Here is a 13,127-nt window from a genome sequence, read left to right on the forward strand (position 1 = left end):
CCCGTTCATGTCGAATGCCCCTCGGATGCGGTGGGGTCACCGTGACGAAGGATCGGGCAGCCCGGCCGCCAGCTGGCGCAGCGCCTCGGTGAGCAGCGGCTGGAACGGCACCACCGGGTCGGCGGCCAGGTAGTGCTCGTTGGCGGCCTGCAGCGCGGAGAGCGCGGCCGAGGCGACCAGGTTCGGGTAGAGGTCCCGGTCGGCGTCGGTCCCGGTCCGGGCGGCCACCGCCGCCGCCAGCTCCCTCCGGACGCCGGCGCTGTCGCGGAGCAGTTCGGCCTGGAGCGCAGGTTCGCGCAGCAGCAGCCGTACGGCGGCGGTCCAGCGCGGGTCGGGTTCCTCGGGCGCGCCGACGTACGGTGCGACGAGGGAGCGGGTCAGCGCCTCCCACAGCGGTTCCTCCGCCGGGCGGGCCCGCAGCTCCCCGGCGGCTTGCAGGACCCGGTCGCGGTGCCGGGAGACGATCGCCTCGGCCTTGCTGGAGAAGTAGTTGTTGTAGGTGCGCGGGGAGACCCCGGCCGCGGCCGCGATGTCCTCCACCCGGACGTTCTCCAGCCCCCGCTCCACCGCGAGCCGCAGTGCGGCCCAGCCCAGTGCCTCCCGCGTCGCGGCCTTCTTCCGTTCCCGCAGGCCGGGCTGGTCCTTCGTCATGGCCACCACTGTCCCGCGAAAGGTGCGCGACGCGCAATAGTGCGTGGCGCGCAAGTTTTTCCCGGCCGCGCGGGCTGTGGCGAGCCGCCCGCCACCTGTGGTTTGTCGCTGGTAGTAGTTGCCTGGTCGCGGAGCGATCCCCGTCGGGAGCCCGACCCCGCAGGCTTTCCGGCGGGACGACTCGACAGGACTGGAGGAGCGGTCATGGGTGGCAGACAGCGTCCGCCGAGAGCGCGGACGCCCCGTCAGGGCAGGCCCGCCGGCGTCGGTGCCCGGGTGAACTCCCGGGCGGAGTTCGCCCGCATCGAGGGGTTCCTGGCCTGGGAGGCGGAGGTCGCGGCGGCCGAACGGGACGCCCGCGCGTTCGCCGCGCAGTTCCCGTGGCTGCCGGCGGCGGAGCGGGAGAGCCTCGAACAGGCCTACGCCGCCGACCGGTTGCGCTACGCCGAGGAGGTCGTCGACCGCGCGGTCGAGCGCTGCCGCCGGCTGGCCGCCCGGTACCGCGTCGAGTGCCGCCGGATCTGCGCCCGCTGGGCCGCGCTCTGCCTCTCCGTCACCGTGACGGCGGCGCTGTTCGCCGTGGTCCCGGCCGTCCTGCGCGGCTGAGCGGCCCGGGCCCGCCGTCGACGGGCCCCGGCACGACGAGGGCCCGCCGCACCGTTCCCGGTGCGGCGGGCCCTTTCCAGGTGTGGGAGGGGGTCAGTGGTGGCCGTGGCCGCTGCCGATCTCCTCGTGCTCCTCGACGGTGGGCTTGGCGATCTGGCTGTACTCGCCGTAGAAGCCGCGGGAGAGCTTGACCCGCGCGCGGGTCCACAGCCCGGCCTTGCGGGCCACGCCGTTCTCGTCCACCTCGGGCGGCAGCTCGGAGGGCTGCGGCTGGTCGTGCGAGGTGAGGGTGTAGAGCCGGCCCTTCGGCAGCGGGGCGTGCACCTCGACGAACTCGCCGTGCTGGAGGCGGTTGATGACGCCGGTCTCCCGGCCGTGCAGCACCTTCTCCTTGTCCCGCCGCTGGAGGCCCAGGCACCAGCGCTTGGTGATCACGAACACGACGACCGGCACAGTGAAGAAGCCGATCCGCACCGCGTAGGTGATCGCGTTGATCGAGAGGTGGAAGTGGGTGGCCAGCAGGTCGTTGCCGCCGCCGGCCAGCAGGATCAGGTAGAGGCTGATCCAGGCCGCGCCGAAGGCGGTGCGGACCGGGGCGTTGCGCGGCCGGTCGGCGATGTGGTGCTCGCCCCGGTCCCCGGTGATCCAGGCCTCCAGGAACGGGTAGCACCAGATGGCCAGCAGGACGGTCGGGAAGACCATCAGCGGGACGAACACCCCGAGGTTGAGGGTGTGGCCGCCCCAGACGCTGATCTCCCAGCCGGGCATCACGCGGATCAGGCCCTCGGAGAAGCCCATGTACCAGTCGGGCTGGGCGTTGGTGGTCACCTGGTCCGGTCGGTACGGGCCGTACATCCAGATCGGGTTGACGGTGGCGATCGCCGCCATCACCGAGACCACGCCGAAGACCAGGAAGAAGAAGCCGCCCGCCTTGGCGGTGTAGACCGGCAGCAGCGGCATGCCGACCACGTTGGTGTTGGTCCGGCCGGGCCCGGCGAACTGGGTGTGCTTGTGGTAGAAGACCAGGATCAGGTGCGCCGCCAGCAGGCCCACCATGATCCCGGGGATCAGCAGGACGTGGACGGTGAACAGCCGGGGGATGATGTCGTGCCCCGGGAACTCGCCGCCGTAGAGGAAGAACTGCAGGTACGTCCCGACGATCGGGACGGCGAGGACCGCGCCCTCCATGAAGCGGATGCCGGTGCCGGAGAGCAGGTCGTCGGGCAGCGAGTAGCCCATGAAGCCGTCGAACATGCCGAGGATCAGCAGGAGCGCCCCGAAGACCCAGTTGATCTCGCGCGGCTTGCGGAACGCGCCGGTGAAGAAGACGCGCATCATGTGGGTCAGCATCGAGGCGACGAACACGATCGCGGCCCAGTGGTGGATCTGGCGCATCAGCAGGCCGCCGCGCACGTCGAAGCTGATCTTGACGGTCGAGGAGAAGGCCTCGGACATCGGGATGCCCCTGAGCGGGACGTACGACCCGTCGTAGACGACCTCGCCCATGCTCGGCACGAAGAACAGGGTGAGCCAGACGCCGGTGAGGATGATGATGACGAAGGTGTAGAGCGCGATCTCGCCCAGCATGAAGGACCAGTGGTCGGGAAAGATCTTGCGCAGGTTGGCCTTGGCCAGGGAGTAGATGCCGAGCCGGCCGTCCGCCCAGTCGGCGAGCGCCTCGGCCTTGTTGGCGGGGTCGGCGCGCGTGGTGGTCACCGGTCCCGGCTGCGACTGCTGGTCGGCTCTCACGACGGGCTCCCCGGCGTCCGCGGCGTACCGTGCCGGAGGCCCGCCGGCGGGAACGGCGGCCGGCGAAGTGTTGTGATCATGGGACCTCTCGATACGGGCCCGCCGGCGGGACCGGCGCGCGGACCAGCTGTTCCGCTGGGCCCGTTGCTCAGGGTGATGGAGCGCTTACTCTGTCATGCTGTCGGCAGGGGGCCGACTGTGCACGTCCATCGGCCCGTCCGGCCGTGCGTGTCGGGCCGGACGGGGGTTCCTGACGCCCGATCGGCTGGCCGCCGCTCGGCCCAACGGGTGCCGATGCTGCGGTCGGGTGCCGCTGAAGCGTTTCGGCGCGCGCCGCGTCCGGGGGTCGCGAGGTCCGGGGCCTACGCTGCGCCAATGGTGGATCACCGTGAACTCTTCGAGGACGTCACCGAGGCCCTGGCCCGCGCCGGGTTCGACACCGGACCGGGCCCCTCACCGCTGTGGATCGACCGCCACCCCGAGGGCGTGGTGGTCGGCTGGACGCCGGGCGCGGAGCCGGGCGGGCCGCCCTCCCGGGAGGCGCTCGCGGCGCTGAGCGGCGCGGCCGCGGTCGTGCTGCGCGAGTGCGGCTACCTCGTCGCCGGAACGGAGGAGGGTGATCTCCTGGTGCGTTGCGCCGAACCGGTGACGGTGCCGGAGTCGCCCGAACCGGAGGCGGTGCCGGAGCAGTGGTGGGGGTGACCCCGGGCTCCTGACGATCCCTCCGGCCTGCGGGTTTGGTCAACACGAGGGCGAGCTCATACCGAACCCTTACCCGAACCGGGGGTGCGGTTGACCTGCGCGGCTCTAAGGTTTGCCTAAGCTAAGCCGTGGCGCCCTGGACCGCAGTGTCCGGGGCGTTCGGCTGTGCCGCCCCGCCGCCACCGCGGCGGGGTCGAGGACAGGTGAACGACCCGGGCCGGCCCGGGGGAGGAGCCCGCCGCATGTGGGATGAGGCGTTTCCCAGCTTCCTGATCGGTCTGCGCGAGGGCCTGGAAGCCGGACTGATCGTGTCGATCCTGGTCGCCACGCTGGTGCGGGCGGACCAGAAGGCCCGGCTGCCCCAGGTGTGGTCGGGCGTCGCGGCGGCCGTCGCGCTCAGCCTGAGCTTCGGCGCGGTGCTCACCTTCACCGCCGCCAACCTCTCCGGCCACGCCCAGGAGGCGTTCGGCGGGGTGCTCAGCCTGATCGCGGTCTGCTTCGTCACCGCGATGGTGTTCTGGATGCGGCGCTCGGCCCGCACCCTCTCCGCCGAGATCAAGGAGAAGGTCCAGGCCTCGCTGGCGATGGGCGCCGGCGCGCTGGTGCTCACCAGCTTCCTCGCGGTCGCCCGCGAGGGCCTGGAGACCTCGCTCTTCCTGTGGACCAACGTGCGCACCGCCGGCGAGTCCACCGGGCCGCTGATCGGCGCGGCCGTCGGCCTGGTGCTCTCGGCCGGGCTCTGCTGGGGCCTGTACCGGCGGGCCCTGAAGATGAACCTCACCCGGTTCTTCACCATCACCGGCGTCGGACTGATCGTCGTCGCGGCGGGCGTCCTCGGCTACGGCCTGCGGGACCTCCAGGAGTCCGGCCTGGTCGGCGGCGGCACCTCGTACGCCTTCGACCTGAGCGGGCACCTGGACGCCTCGTCCTGGTACGCGACGCTGGTCCAGGGCACCCTCAACCTGACCGTCACCATGACGGTGCTCCAGGTCGTCGGCTACGTCGCGTACCTGGGCGTCGTGATGACGCTGTTCGTCGAGGGGGTCCGCAGTGGTGGGCGCGCCCAGGCGGCCCAGGCAGCCCCGGCCGCCGCTCCCGCCGCTCCCGCCGAGGCGAAGCCCGCCGCGGGCGGGGCCGAGGGCGAGGGCGGGGGTACGGCCGGACCGGTGCGGGCGGGCCGGCCGCGCTGGGTGCTGCCGACCGCGGCGATCGCCGTGCCGGTGGTGGTGGCCGGCGTGGTGATCGCGGTCAGCGAGGGCAAGCAGGGCGGCTCCGCCACCGTCGCGGTCTCCGAGCAGGAGTGCGGCAAGGGCTTCGCCGATCCGCGGCCCGGCCAGCAGGTGTTCCAGATGCGCAACACCGGCGACAAGGTCGCCGAGGTCTACCTGGTCGACCCGGGCAGCGGCGCGGTCTACGGGGAGATCGAGGGCCTGGCCCCCGGCACCACCCGCGCCCTGACCGCCACCATCGGCTCCGGCGACTACGCCTGGCGCTGCGTGCCCACCGGCGGCAAGTCCGTCACCTCGGCCGCCGTGCACGTCAGCGGCGCCGCCGTGGTCAAGGCCGTCAAGCCGGTCGCCGAGGAGGACCTCAAGGCTCCGCTGGACAGCTACAAGGAGTACGTCGACCAGGGCCTCGCGACGCTCGTGACGGAGAGCCGGAAGCTCCAGGCCGACGTGCGCTCCGGGGACCTCGCCACGGCGAAGGCCGACTGGCTCACCGCCCACCTCCGGTACGCCTCGCTCGGCGCCGCGTACGGCACCTTCGCCGACCTCGACGGCAAGATCGACGGCCGCCCGGACGGACTCGCCGAGAAGGAGCGGGACCCGGGCTTCACCGGTTTCCTGCGGCTGGAGTACGGCCTCTGGCACGACCAGTCCGCAGCCGAGCTGACGCCCGTCGCCGACGACCTGGCGCAGAACGTGGAGAAGCTGGCGCACGACTTCCCCGGACAGGACTTCGCCCCCGGCGACCTGCCGCTGCGCGCCCACGAGATCCTGGAGAACACCCTCCAGTTCGAGCTGACCGGCGACACCGACATGGGCAGCGGCACCAACCTGGCCACCGCCCAGGCCAACCTGACCGGCACCCAGGAGCTGCTGACCCTGCTCCAGCCGCTGCTCGACGAGCGGGACCCGCAGGTGCTCGTCAAGGTGAACGCCGGGATGAAGCGGGTCGGCGACCTGGTCGCCGCCGCCCACCGGCCCGAGGGCTGGACCCCGGTCGACCGGCTGCCCGCCGACGCCCGCCGACAGCTCAACGGCGCCACCGGTGAACTGCTCGAAGACCTCGCCCCCGTCCCCGCCCTGCTCGAGATCCGGAAGGCCGCCTGATGACCGACCACACCGCAGCCACCGGCTCCTGCCGGTTCCCGCACGCCGCTGCCGAGGCCGTCGGGGCGGGCGGCTGCCCGGCCGGACCGGCCCGGCGCAGCTTCGTCCGGGCCGCGCTCGGCGCGGGCGCCGGAGCGGCCGTGCTGGCCGGCGGCGGCCTCGCCCTCGCCGCCGGACCGGCCGCCGCCGGGGACGGCACGCAGGAGAAGGCCGGGGCGGTGCCGTTCCACGGGGCCCACCAGGCCGGCGTCACCACGGCGGCCCCCGGCTTCGCGGCCTTCGTCTCCTGCCAGGTGATCGCCCAGGACCGCAAGGGCCTCGAAGCGCTGTTCCGGACCCTGACCGAGCGGATCCGCTTCCTCACCGCCGGCGGCACCCCGCCGGACCTCGGCGTCGGCGCGCCGCCCTCGGACAGCGGCATCCTCGGCCCGACCGTCCCCGCCGACCACCTGACCGTCACGGTCGGCGTCGGCGCCTCGCTCTTCGACGACCGCTACGGGCTGGCCAAGGCCAAGCCCGTCAGGCTCGCGCCGATGAAGACCTTCCCGAACGACAACCTCCAGGCCGCCGAACTGCACGGCGACCTGTCGCTGCAGATCTGCGCCGACCGCCAGGACACCGTGCTGCACGCGCTGCGCGACATCACCCGGCACACCCGGGGCGCGCTGCAGATCCTCTGGCGGATCGACGGCTTCCAGAACCAGTCCCGCCCGGACGGCGCCCAGCGCAACCTGCTCGGCTTCAAGGACGGCATCGTCAACCCGGACACCGGCTCCGCGCGCGAGATGGACCGGCTGGTCTGGGTCACCGACGGGACGGGCGAGCCGGCCTGGGCGACCGGCGGCAGCTACCAGGTGATCCGGATCATCCGGATGCTGATCGAGTTCTGGGACCGCGTCACCCTCACCGAGCAGGAGAAGATGTTCGGCCGCCGCCGGGACACCGGCGCACCGCTGGACGGCGCCCGGGAGACCGACGCGCCGGACTACGCCAAGGACCCGGACGGCAAGGCGATCCCGCTCGACGCCCACATCCGGCTGGCCAACCCGCGCACCGCCGACACCGACAACTCGCGCATCCTGCGCCGGGGCTTCAACTACGACCGGGGCGTCGACCGGGCCGGGAACCTGGACATGGGCCTGGTGTTCTGCTGCTACCAGCAGGACGTGGTGCGGCAGTTCGAGGCCACCCAGACCCGGCTGATCGGCGAGCCGCTGGTGGACTACATCTCGCCGACCGGCGGCGGCTACTTCTTCGTCCTGCCGGGGGTGAAGGACGAGGCCGACTGGCTCGGGCGGGGGCTGCTGGCCGCCGTCTGACGGTCGGTTCCACCGCGGGCCCGGCGCTGCTGTGCGCCGGGCCCGTCCGCGTGCTCAGCCGTCGGGCCCGTCCGCTCCGTCGGCGCCGAGGGTGAAGCCGATCACCGCGCCGCCGCCCTCGCGGTTGGCGGCGAAGGCCGTACCGCCGTGCGAGCGGGCCACCTCGTGCACGATGGCCAGGCCCAGGCCGGAACCGGGCAGGCCGCGGGCGGCGGTGGCCCGGTAGAAGCGGTCGAAGACCCGGTCGAGGTCGGCCGCGTCGATGCCCGGGCCGCGGTCGCGCACCACCACCCGCGGGCCGCGCACCACCACCTCGATCGGGCCCGTCCCGGCGGGGTCGAACTTGGCGGCGTTGTCCAGCAGGTTGCCCACCGCGCGGGCCAGCGCGTCCGGCCGGGCGGTGACCACGGTCGCGTCCGCGTCCACCACGACCTCCCGGTCGCCGCGCCGCCGGGCCTGGGCGGCGGCCTGCCGGACCACGTCGGCGAGCAGTACCTCGGTCGGCTGCTCGTCCGCCCTGCGGTCGGCCGCGAGCGCCACCAGCTCCTCCACCAGCTGGGTCAACTCCCGGGTCTCCTCGACCAGATCGGCCATCAGCGCGGTGCGTTCGGCGGGCGGCAGCCGGTCCAGGCTGGGGAGCACCGAGAGGTTGGTGCGCAGGCTGGTCAGCGGGGTGCGCAGCTCGTGCCCGGCGTCCTGGACCAGTCGGCGCTGGTTCTCCTTGGCGGTGGCGAGCCGGCCCAGCATCCGGTCGAAGGCCCGGCCGAGCCGGCCCACCTCGTCCGTACCGGCGGCGGGCACCGGGACGTCCAACCGCCCACTGGCGGCGACCAGTTCGGCCGCGTGGGTGAGCCGGACCAGCCGCCGGGTGATCCGTCGGGCGAGCAGCCGGCCGGCCCCGCCGGCGAGCACCGCGACGATCGCCACCAGGGCGACCGTACGGGTCCGCAGGGTGGTCAGCAGCTTCTCGGTGGGCCCGACCTGCTGGATGATCTGGACCGCCCCGCGCCGGCCGCCGAGCGAGACCACGCCGACCCGGTAGGCCTCGCGGTGCTCGTGGCGCAGCCCGATCGAGGTGCGGCCCGGCTGGTCGGCGTGGGCGAGCTCGTGGTCGGACGGGCTCGGCGGCAGGTCGAGCCGGGCGGTGCCGGGCAGCACCGCGCCGTCGGGGTCGAGCGACTGCGTGGTGACCCGGATCGGGCGGACCAGGTCGGCGCTCAGGCCGCTCGGGCCGGCGAAGTCGCCCGGGAAGAGCACCTCCCGCTGGACCTGGCGGCCGACGGAGTCGACGGCGGCGCCGAAGTCGGCGGTCTCGTCGTCCCGGATCAGCCGCGCGGCGGCGTCGTAGCCGAGTGCGCCGATCAGCACCGCGACCAGCGCGGCGATCGCGGCGAAGGCCAGCGCGAAGGTGGTGGGCAGGCCGGGGCGCGGCAGCCGGGGGAGACGGGGGAGCCGGCCGGTCGGGCGCGGCGGCCGGGGGAGGCGGCGGGCCGGGCGCGGGAACCGGGGGAGGCGGCGGGCCGGGCCGGTCACGGCTCGCGCAGCGTGTAGCCGACGCCGCGGACGGTGTGGATCAGCGGGGCCAGGCCGGGGCGGTCGAGCTTGCGGCGCAGGTAGCCGATGAACACCGCGAGGTTCTTCGAGCCGGGGCCGAAGTCGTAGCCCCAGATCCGCTCGTACAGGGTGGCCTGGTCGAGGACGGCGCCGGCGTGCCGGGCGAGCAGTTCCAGCAGGTCGAACTCGGTGCGGGACAGTTCGAGCTCCTGGGCGGCGCGCCAGGCCCGGCGGGCGGGCGGCTCGATCCGCAGGTCGGCGACGGTCAACACCTCGGTGGCGGACTCCGGCGGACGGCGGCGCAGCATGGCGCGCAGGCGGGCGAACAGCTCGTCCACGTCGAAGGGCTTGACCAGGTAGTCGTCCGCGCCCGCGTCGAGGCCGGCGATCCGGTCCGGCACCTCGACCCGGGCGGTGAGCATCAGCACCGGGGTGCGGTCGCCGGCCGCGCGCAGCCGGCGGCAGACCTCCAGGCCGTCCGGCTCGGGCATCATCACGTCGAGCACCAGGACGTCCGGGCGCTGCTCCGCGAGGACGGCCAGGGTCTGGGTACCGTCGGCGGCGACCCGCACCCGGTAGCCCTGCAGCATCAGCGCGCGGGCGAGCGAGTCGCGGATGGCCCGGTCGTCCTCGGCGATCAGCACGGTGTGGGTCATGGCGGAGATTCTCCCTGGCGTGCTCACGGCGGTTTCGGGCGGGGGCGGGGTGTCCGGGCCCGCTCCGCGGCCGCTCCGGGGCGGTCCGTGACGGCCGGGGCTGTCGCGCGGTGCTTCGCGGGCGTACGGTGGCCGTACGGTGGCGCGCCGCCGGGTGGGCCGCCTGATCCGAGTCGGCACGCCCTGCCGGAGGCCGCGATGGCAGACCGGATGGCCTTCTTCACCACCCCGCGCGAAGAGCGGGTGCGGCGTGATGCGCGGGAGCGGCTGGGGGACTGGCGGGAGGTGTACCGGCCCGGCCCGCTGCTGCCGGTGGTGGGCGGGCAGGCGGGGCGGTGCATGGACTGCGGGCTGCCGTTCTGCCACAGTGCCTGTCCGCTCGGGAACCTGGTGCCGGAGTGGAACCGGCTGGTGGCGGAGTCGGGGACGGGTTCCGGGGAGGGGGCCGGAGCGGGCGCGGAGGCCGGCGCGGCGGCCGGCGCGGATTGGCGGGCGGCCGCGGCACGGCTGCTGGCGACCAACAACTTCCCGGAGTTCACCGGGCGGCTCTGCCCGGCGCCCTGCGAGAGCGCCTGCGTGCTGGCCATCGACGGCGCGGCGGTGACGATCAAGAACGTGGAACTGGCGATCGCCGACCGGGCCCTGGACGCGGGCTGGGACGGGCCCCGGCCGCCCGACCGCGCCGAGCGCTCCGGTGGGCGGCGGGTCGCGGTGATCGGCTCGGGCCCGGCCGGGCTGGCCGCCGCCCAGCAGCTGACCAGGGCCGGGCACGCCACCACGGTGTACGAGCGGGCCGACCGCGCGGGCGGGCTGCTGCGGTACGGCATCCCGCCGTTCCGGCTGGAGAAGCACCGGCTGGAGCGCCGGCTGGACCAGCTGCGGGCCGAGGGCACCGACTTCCGCACCGGGGTGTGGGTCGGCCGGGACGTCCCGGGCGAGGAACTGCGGGCCGGGTACGACGCGGTGGTGGTCGCGGTGGGCGCGACCGCCTGCCGGGAGCTGCCGGTGCCGGGGCGGGAGCTGACCGGGGTGCACCAGGCGATCGAGTACCTGACCTGGGCGAACCGGGTGGACGAGGGCGACTGCCCGGTCTCGCCGCTGTCCGCCGAGGGGCGGCACGTGGTGATCGTCGGCGGCGGCGACACGGCGGCAGACTGCCTCGGGACGGCGCTGCGCCAGCGCGCCGCCTCCGTCACCCAGCTGGACATCAACCCGCGGCCGCCGCGGGACCGGGCCGACGGGCAGCCCTGGCCGGTGTACCCGAAGGTGTACCGGGAGACCACCTCGCACGAGGAGTCCGGTGCAGCGGAGGCCGGGCCCCGGGTGTTCGCGGCCACCACCGTCGGCTTCGAGCCCGGCCCGGACGGCCGGCTGGCCGCCGTCCGCTTCGCCGAGGCCGAGCCCGCCGACCGCAGCCCGCGGGCGGGCACCGAGCGGAGGCTGCCGGCGCAGCTGGTGCTGCTCGCGCTGGGCTTCACCGGGCCGGACCCGGACCGGCCGCTGTTCGCCCAACTCGGCCTCGCCACCGGGCCGGAGGGCACCCTGGCCCGGGACGACGGCTTCGCCACGGGGGCGGAGGGCGTGTTCGTCGCGGGGGACGCCGGACGCGGGCAGTCGCTGATCGTCTGGGCGATCGCCGAGGGGCGGGCGGTGGCCGCGGCGGTGGACCGGTACCTGCGGGGGTGGACGGAACTGCCGGCGCCGATCCGGGCCTCGGCGCGGGCGCTCACGGTGTGAGACCGGGAGCACCCGCGCCGGTCGGGGTGGCGAGGGTGGTCGGGGCGGGTGTCAGAACAGCGGGAGGCGGCGGAGGAACACGTCCTCGGCGTTGTTGGTGTCCCCCGGGACGAGGGTGCTGTCGGACGAGGTGAACACCACCGCGGTGCCGAAGGCGTCGGGGAACGGGGCGTACGAGGAGCCGGTGGTCTGGGAACCGTCGCCCGCCACGCTGACCCGCTCGGTGCGGCCGGTCCACAGGTCGCGCCGGAACACGTCCTCGGCGTTGTTGGTGTCGCCGGGGACGAGGTTCTCCGCCGCCGAGCTGAAGTAGACCCACCGGCCGTCCGCCGTCAGCCGGCCGCCGAAGGAGTCGAGGGTGCTCTTCGTCCCGGGCAGGCCGACGCTGACCAGTGTCTCGGTGCCCTGCCGGAGGTCGCGGACGTAGAGCTCGAAGTGGCGGTCCCAGGAGGTCTCGCCGTGGACGACCCAGGAGGAGTAGACGGCATAGCGGCCGTCCGGGCTGATCGACGGGTCGGCCGCGCCCTTGTAGCCGCCGTCGGGGGCCGAGGAGGCCAGGCTGGTCCGCCCGGCGCGCAGGTCGCGGGCGTACAGCGGGTAGAGGCGCGGCTTGAGGAGCTCTGCGCGGGTGTCCGGGCGGGCGTCTGAGCGGGTGTCCGGGCGGGCGTTCGGGCGGGTGTCTGAGCGGGCTTCCGGGCGGAGGGAGTCGGCGGCGAACTCCTCGTCGGAGCCGGCCCTGAGCTCGGCGACGGCGGCCGGGGAGAGGGTGTCGGGCCGGCCCGGGCCGATGAGGTTGGTCGCCTTGGAGATGAAGACGACCGTGCTGCCGTCGCCGCTGATCTCCGGCGATGCGGAGGAGGCGTCGGCCTCCTTGCCGTCCGCGCCGACGCTGACCAGGCGGGTGTCGCCGGTCCAGAGGTCGGTGACGTAGATGTTGCCGCCGAACCAGGTGACCGTGCCGGGGGCGAGGTCGCTGCGGTTGGACTGGTAGGCGACGTAGCGGCCGTCCCAGCTGATCGAGGGGACGTCGGACACCCGGTCGGTCTGCGGGGCTCCCGGCGCCTTGCCGACGCTGACCAGCCGGGTCTCGCCGGTCCGGCGGTCGTGGACGTAGACGTCCTGGTAGCCGCGGTTGGCGCCGGGGGCGAGGTTCGTGGCGCTGGAACCGAACGCCACGTAGCGGCCGTCGCCGCTGATCGCGGCGTGGTGGGCGGCGCCGTCGGCCTGGACGCCGCCCGGACCGGTGTCGACCCGTTCGGTGCGGCCGGTCCACAGGTCGCGGACGAAGACGTCGACGGCGCCGTTGGTGTCGCCGGGCACCAGGTCGGCCGCCTCCGAGGTGAAGACGGCGTAGCGCCCGTCGGCGCTCAGGCCGTGGGCCTGCGAGGCGCCGGTGGCCTGCGCCTGGCCGGGGCCGACGGAGACGCGTTCGGTGCCCGTGCCGCCCGGCCAGGCGGACGGTCGTGTGGTGGACGGTTGTGTGGTGGACGGGGCCGCCTGGGCGGGGGCGGCGACGGTGATGGAGACGGCGGCGGCCAGTGCGGCGGCCGCGAGGGTGCGGGCCGCGCGCAGTGGGCGGCGGATGCGGGTCATCGGGTTCCCTCCCCTGGGATCGGGCCGTGCCGCGTCGGCGGTGGACGCCGAACTCCCCGGCGGCCGGCTCGGGGTGAGCCAACCGCCGGGCGGGGTGGTCGGTCAACGGGTGGGTGCCGGGAGCGGCGCATTCACGCCGGAGGGCCGGGAGGCCGTGGACGCGGTCGCATCGGGTACGTACGGTCTTTGCTACGATCCGGCGAAGCTGGTGTCAGGAGTTGTGCGTA

10 protein-coding genes are annotated in these 13,127 nt (G+C 74.5%); 5 read left to right on the forward strand and 5 right to left on the reverse strand.

The genetic code is table 11. The annotated features are described in order from the left end of the window. Window positions 1-36: 36 nt before the first annotated feature. On the reverse strand, window positions 37-651 hold the full coding sequence (locus tag ACWDCZ_RS17045) for an acyl-CoA-like ligand-binding transcription factor (RefSeq protein ID WP_449816281.1): 615 nt from the start codon (window positions 649-651) through the stop codon (window positions 37-39). A 204-nt stretch (window positions 652-855) separates the two neighbouring features. On the opposite strand from ACWDCZ_RS17045, the gene ACWDCZ_RS17050 reads away from it, so the two are divergent. Then, on the forward strand, window positions 856-1,257 hold the full coding sequence (locus ACWDCZ_RS17050; protein ID WP_143204590.1) for a cytochrome C oxidase subunit I: 402 nt from the start codon (window positions 856-858) through the stop codon (window positions 1,255-1,257). Window positions 1,258-1,350: 93 nt separating this feature from the next. Here ACWDCZ_RS17050 and qcrB read toward each other — a convergent pair whose 3' ends face one another. Then, entirely contained in the window at window positions 1,351-2,973 is a 1,623-nt protein-coding gene (gene qcrB, locus ACWDCZ_RS17055; RefSeq protein WP_117491383.1) for a cytochrome bc1 complex cytochrome b subunit, read from the reverse strand. 408 nt (window positions 2,974-3,381) lie between these two features. On the opposite strand from qcrB, the gene ACWDCZ_RS17060 reads away from it, so the two are divergent. From ACWDCZ_RS17060 to efeB, 3 genes are all read left to right on the forward strand, one after another. After that, the gene (locus ACWDCZ_RS17060) at window positions 3,382-3,708 is read left to right on the forward strand and encodes a hypothetical protein (RefSeq protein ID WP_049657126.1); all 327 of its coding nucleotides are present in this window, start codon (window positions 3,382-3,384) and stop codon (window positions 3,706-3,708) included. Window positions 3,709-3,950: 242 nt separating this feature from the next. Beyond that, on the forward strand, window positions 3,951-6,041 hold the full coding sequence (efeU, locus tag ACWDCZ_RS17065; RefSeq protein ID WP_449813768.1) for an iron uptake transporter permease EfeU: 2,091 nt from the start codon (window positions 3,951-3,953) through the stop codon (window positions 6,039-6,041). Continuing rightward, window positions 6,041-7,360: an iron uptake transporter deferrochelatase/peroxidase subunit gene (gene efeB, locus ACWDCZ_RS17070; RefSeq protein ID WP_449816282.1), complete on the forward strand. Its 1,320-nt coding sequence runs from the start codon at window positions 6,041-6,043 to the stop codon at window positions 7,358-7,360. The genes efeU and efeB overlap by 1 nt, the downstream gene beginning before the upstream one ends. A gap of 54 nt (window positions 7,361-7,414) precedes the next feature. Here efeB and ACWDCZ_RS17075 read toward each other — a convergent pair whose 3' ends face one another. Both ACWDCZ_RS17075 and ACWDCZ_RS17080 read right to left on the reverse strand, forming a co-directional pair. Beyond that, window positions 7,415-8,893, reverse strand: coding sequence for a sensor histidine kinase (locus ACWDCZ_RS17075; RefSeq protein WP_449816283.1), 1,479 nt, complete (start codon window positions 8,891-8,893; stop codon window positions 7,415-7,417). After that, entirely contained in the window at window positions 8,890-9,570 is a 681-nt protein-coding gene (locus tag ACWDCZ_RS17080; RefSeq protein WP_049654967.1) for a response regulator transcription factor, read from the reverse strand. Before ACWDCZ_RS17080 ends, ACWDCZ_RS17075 begins: the two co-directional genes overlap by 4 nt. Window positions 9,571-9,768: 198 nt before the next feature. On the opposite strand from ACWDCZ_RS17080, the gene ACWDCZ_RS17085 reads away from it, so the two are divergent. Then, window positions 9,769-11,307 carry a glutamate synthase subunit beta gene (locus ACWDCZ_RS17085; protein WP_449816284.1) on the forward strand — a complete coding sequence of 513 codons (1,539 nt, stop codon included), beginning with the start codon at window positions 9,769-9,771 and terminating at the stop codon, window positions 11,305-11,307. Between the two features lie 51 nt (window positions 11,308-11,358). Here the strand turns inward: ACWDCZ_RS17085 and ACWDCZ_RS17090 are convergent, their stop codons facing one another. Next, complete coding sequence (locus ACWDCZ_RS17090; protein WP_449816285.1) at window positions 11,359-12,900, reverse strand: hypothetical protein; 1,542 nt, start codon at window positions 12,898-12,900, stop codon at window positions 11,359-11,361. Window positions 12,901-13,127 lie beyond the last annotated feature (227 nt).

This window comes from Kitasatospora sp. NPDC001225, from assembly GCF_053597855.1.

Bases quoted from the DNA above. Each gene is read 5' to 3' on its own strand.
- efeB (WP_449816282.1), top strand. From the start codon at position 6,041: ATGACCGACCACACCGCAGCCACCGGCTCCTGCCGGTTCCCGCACGCC.
- efeU (WP_449813768.1), top strand. From the start codon at position 3,951: ATGTGGGATGAGGCGTTTCCCAGCTTCCTGATCGGTCTGCGCGAGGGC.
- ACWDCZ_RS17085 (WP_449816284.1), top strand. From the start codon at position 9,769: ATGGCAGACCGGATGGCCTTCTTCACCACCCCGCGCGAAGAGCGGGTG.
- ACWDCZ_RS17090 (WP_449816285.1), bottom strand. From the start codon at position 12,900: ATGACCCGCATCCGCCGCCCACTGCGCGCGGCCCGCACCCTCGCGGCC.
- ACWDCZ_RS17080 (WP_049654967.1), bottom strand. From the start codon at position 9,570: ATGACCCACACCGTGCTGATCGCCGAGGACGACCGGGCCATCCGCGAC.
- ACWDCZ_RS17060 (WP_049657126.1), top strand. From the start codon at position 3,382: ATGGTGGATCACCGTGAACTCTTCGAGGACGTCACCGAGGCCCTGGCC.
- ACWDCZ_RS17050 (WP_143204590.1), top strand. From the start codon at position 856: ATGGGTGGCAGACAGCGTCCGCCGAGAGCGCGGACGCCCCGTCAGGGC.
- ACWDCZ_RS17045 (WP_449816281.1), bottom strand. From the start codon at position 651: ATGACGAAGGACCAGCCCGGCCTGCGGGAACGGAAGAAGGCCGCGACG.